This window comes from Acinetobacter sp. (assembly GCF_045628685.1).
Classification (GTDB): Bacteria; Pseudomonadota; Gammaproteobacteria; order Pseudomonadales; family Moraxellaceae; genus Acinetobacter.
This window is the reverse complement of sequence record NZ_JAZQPV010000065.1, coordinates 1-14,458: the sequence shown is the minus strand read 5'-3', so window position 1 is coordinate 14,458 and position 14,458 is coordinate 1. Positions and strand designations below refer to the sequence as shown.

The 14,458-nt window shown below is 38.3% G+C and carries 13 protein-coding genes and 1 tRNA gene; 7 read left to right on the top strand and 7 right to left on the bottom strand.

The annotated features are described in order from the left end of the window. Positions 1–230 precede the first annotated feature (230 nt). Positions 231–704 carry a hypothetical protein gene (locus ACKI4H_RS09390; protein ID WP_407305286.1) on the top strand — a complete coding sequence of 158 codons (474 nt, stop codon included), beginning with the start codon at positions 231–233 and terminating at the stop codon, positions 702–704. A 157-nt stretch (positions 705–861) separates the two neighbouring features. On the opposite strand, the gene ACKI4H_RS09385 is transcribed toward ACKI4H_RS09390, so the two are convergent. Both ACKI4H_RS09385 and yhbY read right to left on the bottom strand, forming a co-directional pair. Then, complete coding sequence (locus tag ACKI4H_RS09385; protein WP_407305285.1) at positions 862–1,401, bottom strand: DOMON-like domain-containing protein; 540 nt, start codon at positions 1,399–1,401, stop codon at positions 862–864. 5 nt (positions 1,402–1,406) lie between these two features. After that, entirely contained in the window at positions 1,407–1,730 is a 324-nt protein-coding gene (yhbY, locus tag ACKI4H_RS09380; protein WP_067868089.1) for a ribosome assembly RNA-binding protein YhbY, read from the bottom strand. A 193-nt stretch (positions 1,731–1,923) separates the two neighbouring features. On the opposite strand from yhbY, the gene rlmE reads away from it, so the two are divergent. From rlmE to ACKI4H_RS09360, 4 genes are all read left to right on the top strand, one after another. Beyond that, the gene (gene rlmE, locus ACKI4H_RS09375) at positions 1,924–2,574 is read left to right on the top strand and encodes a 23S rRNA (uridine(2552)-2'-O)-methyltransferase RlmE (RefSeq protein WP_131268099.1); all 651 of its coding nucleotides are present in this window, start codon (positions 1,924–1,926) and stop codon (positions 2,572–2,574) included. Between the two features lie 131 nt (positions 2,575–2,705). Continuing rightward, entirely contained in the window at positions 2,706–4,595 is a 1,890-nt protein-coding gene (ftsH, locus tag ACKI4H_RS09370; protein WP_407305283.1) for an ATP-dependent zinc metalloprotease FtsH, read from the top strand. A gap of 135 nt (positions 4,596–4,730) precedes the next feature. Beyond that, the gene (gene folP / locus ACKI4H_RS09365; RefSeq protein WP_407305282.1) at positions 4,731–5,588 is read left to right on the top strand and encodes a dihydropteroate synthase; all 858 of its coding nucleotides are present in this window, start codon (positions 4,731–4,733) and stop codon (positions 5,586–5,588) included. A 700-nt stretch (positions 5,589–6,288) separates the two neighbouring features. Beyond that, positions 6,289–6,603, top strand: a complete 315-nt coding sequence (locus ACKI4H_RS09360) for a DUF5713 family protein (protein ID WP_407305281.1) — start codon at positions 6,289–6,291, stop codon at positions 6,601–6,603. Between the two features lies 1 nt (position 6,604). On the opposite strand, the gene ACKI4H_RS09355 is transcribed toward ACKI4H_RS09360, so the two are convergent. The 3 genes from ACKI4H_RS09355 to ACKI4H_RS09345 all read right to left on the bottom strand — a co-directional run bounded on the left by ACKI4H_RS09355 (position 6,605) and on the right by ACKI4H_RS09345 (position 8,159). Next, a complete protein-coding gene (locus ACKI4H_RS09355; protein ID WP_407305280.1) occupies positions 6,605–7,024 on the bottom strand; it encodes a hypothetical protein in 420 nt (139 codons plus the stop codon). A 106-nt stretch (positions 7,025–7,130) separates the two neighbouring features. Further along, positions 7,131–7,216 (bottom strand) — tRNA-Leu (locus ACKI4H_RS09350). 211 nt (positions 7,217–7,427) lie between these two features. Further along, positions 7,428–8,159 carry a hypothetical protein gene (locus tag ACKI4H_RS09345; protein ID WP_407305279.1) on the bottom strand — a complete coding sequence of 244 codons (732 nt, stop codon included), beginning with the start codon at positions 8,157–8,159 and terminating at the stop codon, positions 7,428–7,430. 354 nt (positions 8,160–8,513) lie between these two features. Between ACKI4H_RS09345 and ACKI4H_RS09340 the strand changes: the two genes are divergently transcribed. Next, positions 8,514–9,023, top strand: coding sequence for a hypothetical protein (locus ACKI4H_RS09340; RefSeq protein WP_407305278.1), 510 nt, complete (start codon positions 8,514–8,516; stop codon positions 9,021–9,023). 409 nt (positions 9,024–9,432) lie between these two features. On the opposite strand, the gene ACKI4H_RS09335 is transcribed toward ACKI4H_RS09340, so the two are convergent. Together ACKI4H_RS09335 and ACKI4H_RS09330 are read right to left on the bottom strand one after the other, a co-directional pair. Next, positions 9,433–10,761, bottom strand: coding sequence for a hemolysin family protein (locus tag ACKI4H_RS09335; RefSeq protein ID WP_407305276.1), 1,329 nt, complete (start codon positions 10,759–10,761; stop codon positions 9,433–9,435). Positions 10,762–10,889: 128 nt separating this feature from the next. Continuing rightward, a complete protein-coding gene (locus tag ACKI4H_RS09330; protein ID WP_407305275.1) occupies positions 10,890–11,879 on the bottom strand; it encodes a LysR family transcriptional regulator in 990 nt (329 codons plus the stop codon). 803 nt (positions 11,880–12,682) lie between these two features. Here ACKI4H_RS09330 and ACKI4H_RS09325 point away from each other — a divergent pair. Next, entirely contained in the window at positions 12,683–14,284 is a 1,602-nt protein-coding gene (locus ACKI4H_RS09325; RefSeq protein WP_407305274.1) for an isocitrate lyase, read from the top strand. The last annotated feature ends 174 nt before the right edge of the window (positions 14,285–14,458 follow it).

Here is a 14,458-nt window from a genome sequence, read left to right as displayed (position 1 = left end):
CTGTGTCTGCTCGCTTGAACTTAACACGGCATTATACGCAGTCGACTTGTTGAAGTCCATGCTATTTATGCCAAATGTGGAAGATAAATACCTTGTGTTTTAAATAAAATTCTGTTCCAGATAGTGTATGTAAAATGTAAGCAAATGATAATTGTCTGACAAATCAAAACTTAAATTTTATCAAATCCACTAGTCTATAGCTCTCATGTAATAACTCTAGGAATAAGGCCATGACTACAGAACAAAAACAAGTTAAAGCTAAACCTGCATTAAAAGAGGTGGTCGCTGAAGGTGCTGAAAAGTTGGGACAAGCATCTAAAGAAGCTAAGCACAAAGTCGCACAAGCAGTGACTGAATCTGCTGAAAATGTTAAGACCGAAGCCAAAGAAGTGCAATCAGATGTACAAGATCAAGTTCAAAATCTGAAACAGGATCTAATGCAGCGACTCGATATCATTAAGAAGCAACTAAATTTTTCGCAAAAAGATTTGAATGAATTAAAAGAATTTATTAAATCTGAATTGAATGCGGTAATTGATGAATTATCGAAAATGGGTAAAGAGTTGAAAGAGGATGTCAGTCAAATTTCTGTTAAACATAAAGATCATCTAGCTGAAACCTTTAAGCGTTCAAAGGAGCATACTTTAGATGTCTGGAAAAAAGTGTCAGAAAAAGCGGATGATAAATCAACTTTAAATAGCTGATTTCTTATTTAATTCAAAATGAAAGACGGGGAAGCAGGAAATAATCGAAATACGCAATATTTCCTGAATTTAAGTAATGAAAATATAAAAATTAAAAATATAAAAAAGTGAGGTCTTATGCCTCACTTTTTTATTTGTTAAATATCTGGACTGCGTTTTAGAACTGATGTAGCCAATCACGTTTGTTATGAAAGTCTGCATTCGGGCTGCTATGTTGCATCGCGTAGTATTGGGTACCTTGCGAGGTGCTAAGTACAGCACTTAAACCCAAGAACATATTTGACCATTGTAATTTGTGCTTTAACATAAATTCAGTCAAATCCAGACTCACATTTAAGCCGTAATGTGTGCGTTTAAGCTGATTCAGTTCAATGTCGGTTGCAGCTTGCGGAGGCATATCTTCAGGATAACGATACTCCTCGAATTGATAGACCTGCCAAGCTTGTGAAGGAGAGAGGTTGATCTCCCGGTAGAAATCTTCACCATGCACGCCAATAAAAATTTCATAACAGGTATTTTCCCATAAGAAATCTTGACGTGGATTACCTTCCACCAAGTCAGGCCATTGCATGAATTGATTGGGATCACGTAACCAATAGCCCACATTTATACCATATGGACCTTGTTGTTCAATCGCTCCCACTAGAGAGATGGATTGAAAGCGACGATCGAAAGCATTAAGTTCGTAACTGGCCATACAGCTTAGTTAGACAAATGTGCGTGGCGTACAAGATTCGAAAGTTTTGGATTTTGTTTTGCAGCTTTTTTATAAAGCAGTGCAATCTTACCAATCGTTTGTACTATTTCGGCGCCAGTTACTTGAGCAATTTCGTTAATTGCAGCAACGCGTGCTTCGCGATCTTCGCCGGCAATTTTAACTTTAATCAGTTCATGATCATTTAAAGCACGGTTTGTTTCTTCGATGACATTTTCAGTCAGACCTTGACCACCAAGCATAACCACTGGGTTAAGTGCATGTCCGATTTGACGCAAACGCTTGCGTTCCTGAATTGATAAAGCCGCCATAAAGATAACCTAATTTTAAAAACGGCTTAGTATAGCAAATGCCAGGTTTAAACGCTTTATATTCTGTGAAAAAAACAATTTCGTTTATTGAAAAAACATACCAAAGATCAGATTTAGATACAGATGTATACTGCAAGGGATATATTTTTCACGTACAATCATGAATTAGAAGTTTTTTATTATTTAGAGAGTTATGGCGACACGCATTACCAACCAAAAGTTATCGAAAAGCAGTCGAGATTGGATGCGCGAGCACTTAGACGATCCGTTTGTGAAAAAAGCACAGAAGGAAGGCTATCGTGCGCGTGCTGCCTACAAGCTGCTTGAAATGCAAGAAAAATATAAAATTATCAAACCCGGTATGACCGTGGTCGATCTGGGCGCTGCCCCAGGCAGTTGGTCACAAATTGCCGGAAAATTAGTCGGCGATAAAGGTTTACTGATAGCTTCTGATATCCTGGAAATGGATGCATTACCTGATGTCACTTTTTTGCAAGGTGACTTTCGAGAAGAAGAAGTTTTCGAAAAATTGTTAAATCTTTTAAACGGACGGACCGTAGACGTTGTAATTTCAGATATGGCCCCCAATACATCAGGTAACAAGGCTGTAGATCAACCGCGTCAAATTTACTTGTGTGAACTTGCTTTAGATTTTGCCAACAAGGTTTTAGGGCCGAAAGGGCAGTTTGTGGTCAAGGTTTTCCAGGGCACAGGATTTGATGAATTCCGTAAACAAGTCGTAGATAGCTTTGATGTATTAAAGACAGCAAAACCTGCTGCTTCGCGTGCCCGTTCTAAAGAAGTATTTTTGATTGGACAAGGGCGCAAGAAGGCTTCTAAATAAAGTTTACTTGCCAAGACGTTAAAAATTGTGCATTTTGTACATTTTTAAAATATTGCAAAGCTGATCTTCAGCTTAAATTAAGGTCATCCGTTTTGGGCATGATCAAATTAGATTGATATGGGAATAAAGCTTTGAGCGATCTCTTCAAGAATGCCGTATTGTGGCTGGTTATACTCGGTGTGCTGATTCTGATTTTCAGCAACATCAGTGACCGCAATCAACCGACTGCAATGAATTATTCAGAGTTTGTTTCAGCGGTGAATGCTGGTCAAATTAAGCAAGTCACAATTGATGGTGAAAGAATTCGTGGTGAAAAAACAAACGGTTCAGAGTTTGAGAGTATTCGTCCTGCGATTCAAGACCCAGAACTTATGCCCAACCTCATTAAACAAGGTGTGGCCGTAGAGGGTACTGCTCCTGCGCGTCAAGGCTTGTTGATGCAACTTCTTATCGCCAGCTTCCCTGTACTGTTGATCATTTTGTTATTCATGTTCTTTATGCGAAACATGGGTGGTGGTGCAGGCGGTAAAAGCGGGCCAATGAGTTTTGGTAAATCAAAAGCAAAAATGCTTTCTGAAGACCAAATTAAAGTCACTTTTTCTGATGTTGCTGGCTGTGATGAGGCAAAACAGGAAGTTGTAGAAATCGTTGATTTCCTGAAAGATCCAACTAAATTTAAACGTCTCGGTGCAAGTATTCCACGTGGTGTTTTAATGGTCGGTCCTCCCGGTACTGGTAAAACTTTACTTGCCAAAGCCATTGCCGGTGAAGCAAAAGTTCCATTCTTCAGTATTTCTGGTTCTGACTTTGTTGAAATGTTTGTGGGTGTGGGTGCGTCCCGTGTCCGTGACATGTTTGAACAAGCAAAACGCCATGCGCCATGTATCATCTTTATTGATGAGATTGATGCAGTCGGTCGTCACCGTGGTTCAGGTACCGGTGGCGGTCATGATGAACGTGAACAAACATTGAACCAGATGCTTGTAGAGATGGATGGTTTTGAAGGTAACGAAGGTATTATTGTTATTGCTGCAACCAATCGTGCAGATGTACTGGATAAAGCCTTACTTCGTCCGGGTCGTTTTGACCGTCAAGTGATGGTAGGTCTTCCTGACATTAAAGGTCGTGAACAAATTCTGAATGTTCACATGAAAAAATTGCCTTCTGTTACAGGTGTAGATGTAAAAGTTCTTGCACGTGGTACCCCGGGCTTCTCAGGTGCACAATTGGCGAATCTTGTAAACGAAGCGGCACTCTTTGCAGCACGTCGCAACAAGAACACAGTTGATATGCATGACTTTGAAGATGCAAAAGACAAGTTGTACATGGGGCCAGAGCGTAAATCGATGGTGCTTCGTGACGAAGAACGTCGAGCTACGGCTTACCATGAAGCCGGTCATGCGATTGTTGCGGAAAGTTTACCGGGTACAGATCCTGTGCATAAAGTAACCATTATGCCGCGTGGTTGGGCTTTGGGTGTAACTTGGCAGTTACCTGAATTTGATCAAACCAGTCATTATAAAGACAAAATGTTGAATGAAATTTCCATTTTGTTTGGTGGTCGTATTGCCGAAGAAGTATTCATTAATCAAATGTCCACAGGCGCATCAAATGACTTTGAACGTGCAACGAAAATGGCACGTGCAATGGTCACCAAATACGGTATGTCTGACAAAATGGGCGTAATGGTTTATGAAGAAGATGCACAGCAATCTTTCATGGGCAGTATTGGTAGTCGCAGTATTTCTGAGACGACACAACTAGAAGTGGATCGTGAAATTCGTCGAATTCTAGATGAACAATATAGAATCGCACGCGATATCTTGGAAAGTAAAAAAGATGTTGCCCATGCGATGGTAAAAGCATTGATGGAATGGGAAACCATTGATCGTGACCAAATCCGTGACATCATGGAAGGTCGTGAACCTCAACCACCTAAGGTATATATTGCTGATAACCCAGTAATTGAGGTAACACCGAAGGATGGTCCAGCTACACCACCACCTTTACCTGCAAGCTAAGGGTTTAGGTTGAGTGTAAAAAGAGTCTCAATTGAGGCTCTTTTTTATGTTTAAAATTTGAGATTTTGAAAAGATTTTAGCTAGTGTAAAACTAACTCTTGATACACTGTCCGTTAGATATTAAGGAGAGTTGTTATGCGGTTGATGCCATTACCAAAACGAGTATTACAATGTGGACGGCTAAGTCTGGATTTATCTCAACCGCACGTCATGGGCATTTTGAATGTCACCCCTGACTCTTTTAGTGATGGTGGAAAGCATAATGAAAAAGATCAAGCTGTTAGCTATGCACTGCAAATGCTTGCTGATGGAGCAACTGTTATTGATGTGGGGGGTGAGTCTACACGTCCGGGAGCATCTGTGGTGGATATCGAAGAAGAAATCTGTCGTGTTGTTCCAGTGGTAGAGGCATTATCAAAATATGATGTGATTATCTCCATTGATACTTCACAACCGCAAGTGATGCGTGCAGCCGCTCAAGCAGGAGCCCATATCTGGAATGATGTCCGTGCATTAACGCGTCCTCAGGCACTTGAAACCGCGGCTGAACTGAATATACCTGTCATCATTATGCATATGCGTGGTGAGCCCACGACCATGAATAATTTAAATCAATATAATGATGTAACGACGGAGGTAATTAAAGAGTTACAACTACGTGTCAATGAGGCTTTAACAGCAGGAGTAAAACCTGAAAATATTATGATTGATCCAGGCTTTGGTTTTGCTAAAAATGCCCAACAAAATTTAAAATTATTAAATGAATTTTATAAATTGAATGACATGGGTTATCCCATTTTATCTGCACTTTCTCGGAAGCGTTTTATAGGGGAGGCTTTGGGTGGGGTGGATGCACAAAGTCGTGCTGTAGGCTCGGTAGCAGCGCATTTATTCAGTATTCAGCAAGGTGCTTGTATGGTGCGATCTCATGATGTCAAAGTGATGAGTGAAGCAATTAAAGTCTGGAATGCAATGAATAATCTAGGCGTATAAGTAAGAAAAATGCTCGATAATGTATCGAGCTTTTTTGCTTTAAGATGTAATTGTTTTCCTTGATGCTCAAGCGAAAAATGGTGAACAACGATTCGTAATTTACCTGGGTTATCTTTTACAAATTTCCAGCTTTTATCTACACCTGTCATTTCACCATTTTTATTGGTGAAGTGAACTTTGCCTAAGGTGGTCGCACTGTTACCCGCTATATTTATAGCTGCATTATCAATTTTGCATCTGCCACCCGCTGAGTGCAAATCCTTTGGCATTTGGGGAATTTGGATATCTTCCCACGAAATAAGACAAGGCACCTTCTTTTGTCGTTCTGGCTGTTTGTGGATAGCTTTAGTTAATATTGTGCAGTAGGGCTTTGTTATATAAATGTTTTAAAAGCTAATCTGTGCATATATTCCATGAATTCTGCATGTATTTAAGTGGACTTAATACTTATTTTTTTATTTGTGCAGTTCATTTGATAACTAGCCAGCAAAGAGCGTGTAGTGTACATACCTATAATCTTTAATTAATTAGTGAGTTACTTAAAGTGCATAAGAGATGATTCCAGTTTAATTGCATACAGGAAGTTTAAATAAAAAATAGGGTGGGTAAGTACACAGTCTTTTTTTATGGTTTAGTTTGGTAATTTTATTGCTTTGTGTTATACAGGCTCGCTTTAACACGTGTCTTTTTTGAGTTTTGTATGTTTAAAAATTTACTTCTCCCGATGTTTGATGATGAATATTATCCCGATATTCTGGTGGCTGAAGTTAAACAGATAATCAAGCAGTTTGCGAAAAAAGTAGCAAAGTCTGATTTATCTGAAGTAGAAATTTATCGTTTTGCTGCCGAAACAGTGGTGTTCATTAATAAAATGAAACCGCAGTTTGAAGACCTTGATTCCTCCTTGGATGATACTGCGGCTGATTATATTGCTGAAGCCATGATGATGGTGGTGCAAGATAACGGTTATATGGGTATTGAAATGGAAGAATTGGTGTCTAATAGAGAGTGGTAAGTCACTCTCTATCAGTTAGTTTGATATTTGAGGACTTATTTAGATCAAATAACATTTTGGAAAGATGACAACTTTCATTGGGATGGATCTCTGCTATCCCGTCCACAGTTAAGTGGCGTTTTTCATTTTTTAGGTAAGCACCTGCTCTTAAGTTGAGCCAAAAATCTGGCTCTTGTTGCAGGAGGGTGCGAAGCCGTTTTTCATCTTGTGTATGATTAAACTCAAGCAGGTAGGGTTCTTTGGCTAAAGTGCAGTGATGTAAGATAAGCTGATCTTTATCTAGGCTAATTGTTCCAGAAAATAAAGAATAAATGACCTTGGTTTGTGCTTTACCTTCGGCTTCTGCTGCATAAATAAAGGATGCGATGAGCGATATAAACAGGCTGAAATACAGCATGCGTGCTAAGTTGTTTATTTTCATTTTTATTATTTCTTTTTATTAGTTTGATTTTATTTTAATAATTTAGGGATAAAAAAACCAGCTTATTGCTGGGTCTTTTATTGCACCATTTTAATCAGCCTTAAAATGGTGCCCGAGGCCAGACTCGAACTGGCACGCTTTGTGGGCGGGGGATTTTAAATCCCCTGTGTCTACCGATTTCACCACTCGGGCATGTGCGCAATAATAGAGGACGAAATAAAACTTGGCAAGCATCTTTCGGTGTGTTTGCCTTCTTTTCAATCAATTCATGTGCTTATCACTAAAAAATAGTTTATTTTGGAGATTTTCTTGCAAGATCATCATTATTTTTCCCTTTTGCTACAGAGAGTAAAAAATAATCATTTTTGAATGAAAGCTAGATTAGAGAATATGGCTTTTGATTTTACATCAAGCTATCTAAATAGGTTTCAACATCAATATGTTTATGGGTTTTACAGAGTTCATTTTCATAACGAATCAATTGAATATGCAGCTCGACAAAGTTTTTTTCCTGTCGTTGAAGGGCAGCGTGTACCTTGGAATTTTTTGTATGAAATAAGCTTTTAAATTTAATTTTTAAAATTTGTTTATATGACCAAAAACATATGCGACGTGTTTCTTGTAGATAAAAATATTGCTCGTTTTGAGTGTTTTCACGGAACATATTTTCTTTATAAAAGCGTACAAAACCAAAACTTAAAGCCAAGAAAAATAGAATGATTTCCAAAAAAGTACTTTCAATATAAGCAATATTGATTGTTTGCAGCACAATTAGCACAGCGAGCTTAATCGGCGTATGACGTAAGTGTTGATAGAGGGAGGTTGAGCTGTGTTTGATCTGCTTGATGACGAGTGGAGTGTAGAGCATAAACAGCAACATAATGGCTAAAACTGCAATGCCATGCGAGCGAAAAGTATCAAATTGCGGAAGTTGAATCGAGACAAAATGACTCAAACTCATCGAAAGTGAGATAAAAATCATCGCTGCAAGAATCCATGGAATCAGTTCTTTAAGTTCATCTAAAATGCCCTTGGTTTTGATCATGCTATAAAACAAATAATTTCTTTTAAATGCTGTCGGGTGTTGTTCCCGCATTTGCTTTAAAAAAAGGGCGGTTTGTTTATTGCTGATCATAAGAATTAAAGGGGGGTATAAAAAGTAAATGTAATATAAATGATTTAACAGAATATGACAGAGAAAAAGTAGGCTAATCTTTTATAAATGGAGAGCAAAAAGTATTTCCTGTTAACTTTTGGCCATTTAAGTCGAGTTCAGTTTTTTAGATAGATCTATTGCGGTGTACTGATAAAATTATAAGTTTTAAGTCGCTCAAGATATTTTCGTGTTGCTATATCAATAGTGCAATTTATAACTATTGTTTTTAGCTCAGTAGCGAAAGAAGAATGTGCTGAAGCAGATTTTATTTCTGTATTAAATGATGAATTATGCGAAAATAGATCTTTATTATTTTTTGTCCAAGGACAGTTTATGACTGATCAATCTCCTGAATCTTTAAGCGATATCGAAATTTTAGACATTTTACAGTCCATGAAAGACGATGTACTAAATACTGAAGCGAAAGAGATTATCCTTAAGGGCGGTAAAGCGGGTCGTCAGGAAGCCTATAAACAGGCAATTGTGGCTTTGCATGATACTTTTGAAAAAAACTTTGTTGAAGCAGTGACTTTGGCATTAGGACTAAATGCCGGACAAGCCAAAAAAATTAAATATAAAAAAGATCGTATCCGTATTTTGAAAGTACGTGGTATTGATTACATGGCAATTGACGGTGCTGAAACAGCGCAGGTTTTGTCACAAGTTGCGCAAGCAATTGTTCGTGAAGATGCAATTGTAACGCACGATCTACACAATATTTTTCCATTCTGGAAAGAAGGCTGGCCTATGGTTCAGTTTGATAATGCTTACAATATTTTAGAAGAAGATATTGGTATTCACTATGCGCTTGTGATTGAGAACTTAATTGAAAATTTTAAATAACCCCCATTAAATCGCGCTTCATGAATAAAAAAAGCACCTGTTGAATGGTGCTTTTTTTATATTGTTTTGAGTTTTTATGGATAAAGCTAGGTCAATAATAAACTCACTAGCCAAATAAACAGTCCCTCCGGATGATGAGAGGGCTTCAAAGAAATTTACCCTTCCATAGAGTTGAATCATCACTTTTCCGCTCGTATTTATCGCTATGAGGTGTAATCCAGCAAACACTAAAGCAGTAGTGCACCACTAGATTGATCAATGGAAGTGCTGGTTTGGCAAAAAATAATAAATCATATAAAAGCCAGAAGAATAAAAAACTTGATCAAGCGAGTAATGCTAATAAGGAAATATTCATTCTCATTTTATTGTTTTGTATTGATTTTACATTCAATAAAAAAGAAGAAGCAGATTACTCTGCTTCTTCCTGAATTTCATTTTCTGTTGATCTTTCAAGTAAACGTGTCACTAACAATTGATCAATTTTAAAATGATCGACATCGACTACTTCAAATTTATAGGCTCCAAATATCACTGCATCTGCAGGGCGTGGAATCTTGCGCAATTTATACATCATAAAACCAGCGATAGTTTCATAGTTTTCATCATCCGGCATTTCATCAATTTCGAGCGCATGCTTGATGTCTTCAATTGGTGTGCTGCCATCAATTAGCCATGAATTATTGTCACGCTTGATGATTTGCTGATCCGCTTCAATCGTTGTTACCCAGTCGCCCATTACCGTAATCATAATGTCGGAGAGGGTAATCACCCCCACCACCAAGGCATATTCATTAATGACGACTGCAAACTTTTCCTTGGTCGAGCGGAAACGATCCAGTACTTCCGATAAAGTCAGGGTGTCAGGAATGGTCAATACATTACGGATGGTGCTTTCATTTAACTGTAACAGCGACTGATTATTCAGAATACGCACCAGAATATCTTTGGCATCGACATAGCCAATCACACTATCAATGTCATTGCTACAAACCAAAAATTTGGAATAAGGATATTCCGCCAGCTTTTGTCGAATACTTTCTTCAGGTTCATTTAAGGTAAAGAACACCACATTTTCACGGGTGGTCATACTTGAAGGCACATTACGCTCTTCAAGTTCAAATACGTTTTCAATGAAATGATGTTCTTGTTTTTGTAATACACCGGCCTGCGCACCTGCATCCATTACAGCAGAAATATCAGCAAAGGTAATGTTGTCATCACGGATGGTATTGACTTTAAACAAGCGGAATAGCAAATTCGCAATGGCATTAATGATCCATGCCAATGGCTTACAAACTTTGATAAAAATTTGAATTGGATTAATGACCGAGACTGCAATTTTTTCTGGTGCGATCATGGCCATGCGTTTGGGCATTAAATCGGCAAAAAGAATAAAAAGCGAGGTGACTAAAGTAAAGGAGAGGGTAAATCCAATGGTTTCGGTCCATGGACCTTGATAAATGCGATTCACAAAATTTACAATATAGGGACGAAATGCTGCTTCACCCAAAATACCACCGAGAATGGCAACTGCGTTTAAACCAATTTGCGAAGCTGCAAAGAAATCAGCTGATTGTTCTTGCAGATCTAAAACTTTTTGGGCGCGTTCATCACCCGATTCTGCAAGAATTTTAAGTTTGACCTTACGTGCACCGGCAAGGGCAATTTCAGTTAATGATAGAAAACCGGCTCCCACAATCAGTATCACGATGATGAGGATATTCTGGAAAAGGCTCACAAATCCACCTGTAGATCATCATTATTATGGAATATTTTTAACACAAAAAAACTAAAGGTAGTAAGTAAATTACTACCTTCATTCGTACAGTATAATATTAAAAAAGAAGAATTTAAGAATTTTTAAGATTAATAGTGAGAAAATTGTGAGTTATTGCTTAGAAATTCACGATTTTCTTCTTCAATCATTTGACGGGCGACATACAGAATCAGCTGACGCAACCAGCGGTGTGCAGGGTGATGATGCAATAATGGACACCATGCCATTTTCAATTCAAATTCAGGAATATAAAACGGTGGGTCTTTAATCAGCAGGTTCGGATTGTTTGATTGCAGTTTTGCAATACGGCTTGGCAGCGTTGCGATTAAATCCACATTAGATGCCAACAGTGCAGGCATTTGATAATGACGGGTAAATACTGAAATCTTACGTTTTTGACCAATACGCTCTAAGGCTTGATCAATCCAGCCCAGTCCGGCTTGTTTATCCGGGTTGACCCCAAAGCCAACGCCCATACCGGTTTTAGACACCCAGATATGCTGTGCATCTAAATAGCTTTTCAGATTTAAGTTTGTGCTGGCGGGGTGTTTGTTGTTGAGTAAACACGAAAAACTGTCACGCCAAACCAAGACCTGATGGAAACTTTGTGGAATTTCATTGAATCGGTTAATGGCTAAATCAACTTTACCTTGTTCCATGTCACGGTAAGACACGTCACTTGGGGTTAAAAAGTCGAGTACCACATTCGGTGCTTCTGAACGTAATGCTTTAACCAGACGAGGAACCAAAGTTGCTTCGGCATAGTCTGAGGTCATGATGCGGAAAACGCGATTCGATGTATAAGGACGGAATTCTGTACGAGGTTCTAAAATCATCGACAAATCAGAAAGCGCATCACGAATACGAGGTTGTAATTCTAAAGCACGTTCTGTCGGTGTCATGCCTTCAGAAGAACGGATTAAAAGCGGATCATTAAATAAATTGCGTAGACGGCGTAAAATATTACTCATGGCGGGTTGGGTAACACCCAATTGCTCTGCTGCGCGGGTAACATTTTTTTCACGTAAAAGAACATCAAGGTAAATTAATAGATTGAGATCGACCCGCTCCAGATTCATACAGAAAATACCGACAATAAAACCATGAAATTATGTTGATTATGCCATAAGCAGCAAGGCTTGTGTAGGAAATATGATGAAAAAAAAGCCGGTATAAACGTGTATTTTTTGGCATATTGTCTGTTTTGTAGACACTAAATTTTTATGATTATCAGTTGAGTTGTTAAGCTGATTTAAATATAAAATTGGTGATTTTCATCACTTCAATATAGACATTTAAAGTGTAATTTTTAAACGGATCCAATTACATCTATTCGGCGCGTTTTAATTATATTGATTTTATTGTAATGGCAGAGAGCTTTTAGAGGAATAGGTGTATTTCATACGTCTAGACTAGAAAAGCCGTTCTGATGTGTATAGTGGAGTTTCCGAATAGAAGATAAAATGAACAGTTTTATTTCGCCTAAATAAAATACAATTGTATTTTAAAAATAATGACGATTAAATAATAAAAATGAGATAAAAATAAGAATATTGATCTTTTTTAATAAACCCTATACTTAGGTCTAATGAAGAATAAAACAGCATATCGTTTATTTGTTATACAAAAAAAGACTTTTTACTTTTTTAATATAATTTTAAAAATTAGTAACTTGTAAAATATGGTGATAATTATAATTAGACTTTAATCTACATATTTTTTAAATAAATACTGAAGATTCTCGCAGACTATTGGATTAATTATTTGACTGCATCTAAGCTGTGTCCATTGCAACGAAGCGCTCTAAATCTGAACAAATCAATATCTTGCAGATTTAGTCCTTTGATTGATGAAATCCTAAAATTATATACAGGAAAATATCATGACTACATACCAAACAGCGATTGACGCAATCCGCGAATTAAAAGCAAAATTCGGCAACACTTGGCGCGATATCAGCCCAGAAGATGCTGCGCGTATGCAAATGCAAAACCAATTCAAAACTGGTTTAGACATTGCTAAATATACTGCTGCTATTATGCGTCGTGATATGGCTGAATATGATGCTGATTCTAGCAAATATACTCAATCTTTGGGTTGCTGGCACGGTTTCATCGCACAACAAAAAATGATTGCGAACAAAAAGTATTTCGGTACGACTGACAAACGCTATATCTACTTATCTGGTTGGATGGTTGCTGCACTTCGTTCAGAATTCGGTCCACTTCCTGACCAATCTATGCACGAAAAAACTTCAGTACCTGCTTTAATCGAAGAAATCTACACTTTCCTTCGTCAAGCTGACGCAAAAGAATTAAACGACTTGTTCCGTGCGCTTAAGAAAGCAAACGAAGCAGGCGATACTGCTAAAACGGCTGAAATCACTGCACAAATCGATAACTTCCAAACTCATGTTGTGCCAATTATTGCGGACATCGATGCTGGTTTCGGTAACGAAGAAGCTACTTACTTACTTGCTAAGAAAATGATCGAAGCGGGTGCTTGTGCACTACAAATCGAAAACCAGGTTTCTGATGCGAAACAATGTGGTCACCAAGCGGGTAAAGTAACAGTTCCCCACGAAGACTTCATCGCGAAAATCCACGCTCTTCGCTATGCATTCTTGGAAATGGGTCTTGATGACGGTATCATCGTTGCGCGTACTGACTCTGAAGGCGCTGACTTGACTCAAAAAATCCCAGTGGTTAAAGAGCCAGGCGACATCGCTTCTCAGTACATCAGCTATTTAGAAACTTCTGAAATTGATATTTCTGAAGCGCAAGAAGATGAAATCCTGATCAAACGTAACGGCAAATTACACCGTCCTAAACGTTTACCTTCTGGCCTTTACCAGTTCCGTGCTGACACTCAAATTGACCGTGTTGTACTTGACTGTGTATCTAGCCTTCAAAATGGTGCTGATTTACTTTGGATCGAAACTGCGACTCCAAACGTTGATGAAATTGCGCACATGGTGAACCGTGTACGTGAAACAGTTCCAAATGCTAAGCTTGTTTATAATAACAGCCCATCATTCAACTGGACTTTAAACTTCCGTCAACAAACTTATGATCGTTATGTTGCTGAAGGTAAAGATGTATCTGCATACGATCGTGCTAAGTTAATGAGCGCTGAGTATGACGAAACTGAATTGGCTGCTGATGCTGACGAAAAAATTCGTACATTCCAAGCTGATGCTTCTCGTGAAGCGGGTGTGTTCCATCACTTGATCACACTTCCAACTTACCATACAGCTGCTCTTTCTACTCATGAGCTTGCTAAAGGTTACTTCGGTGATGAAGGTATGCTTGCTTATGTTGCTGGCGTACAACGTAAAGAAATCCGCGGTACGATTGCATGTGTTAAACACCAAGCAATGGCTGGTTCTGACATCGGTGATGATCACAAAGAAATCTTCGCTGGTGACAACGCGCTTAAAGCGGGTGATGACGCTAAAAACACAATGAACCAATTCGGTGGTTAATCCTCCCGAGTGATTCAAAAAAACCCTGCGAAATAATCTGCACCCCGAAAGTTGGACACTCTCAGTCTAATTTGAAGGGTGCTTTTTAATGGCTAAATATTCTCAAGAATTCAAATTGAAAGTTGTTGAACATTACCTGTCTGGTCACGGTGACTCAGTGACGGGGCAACTTTT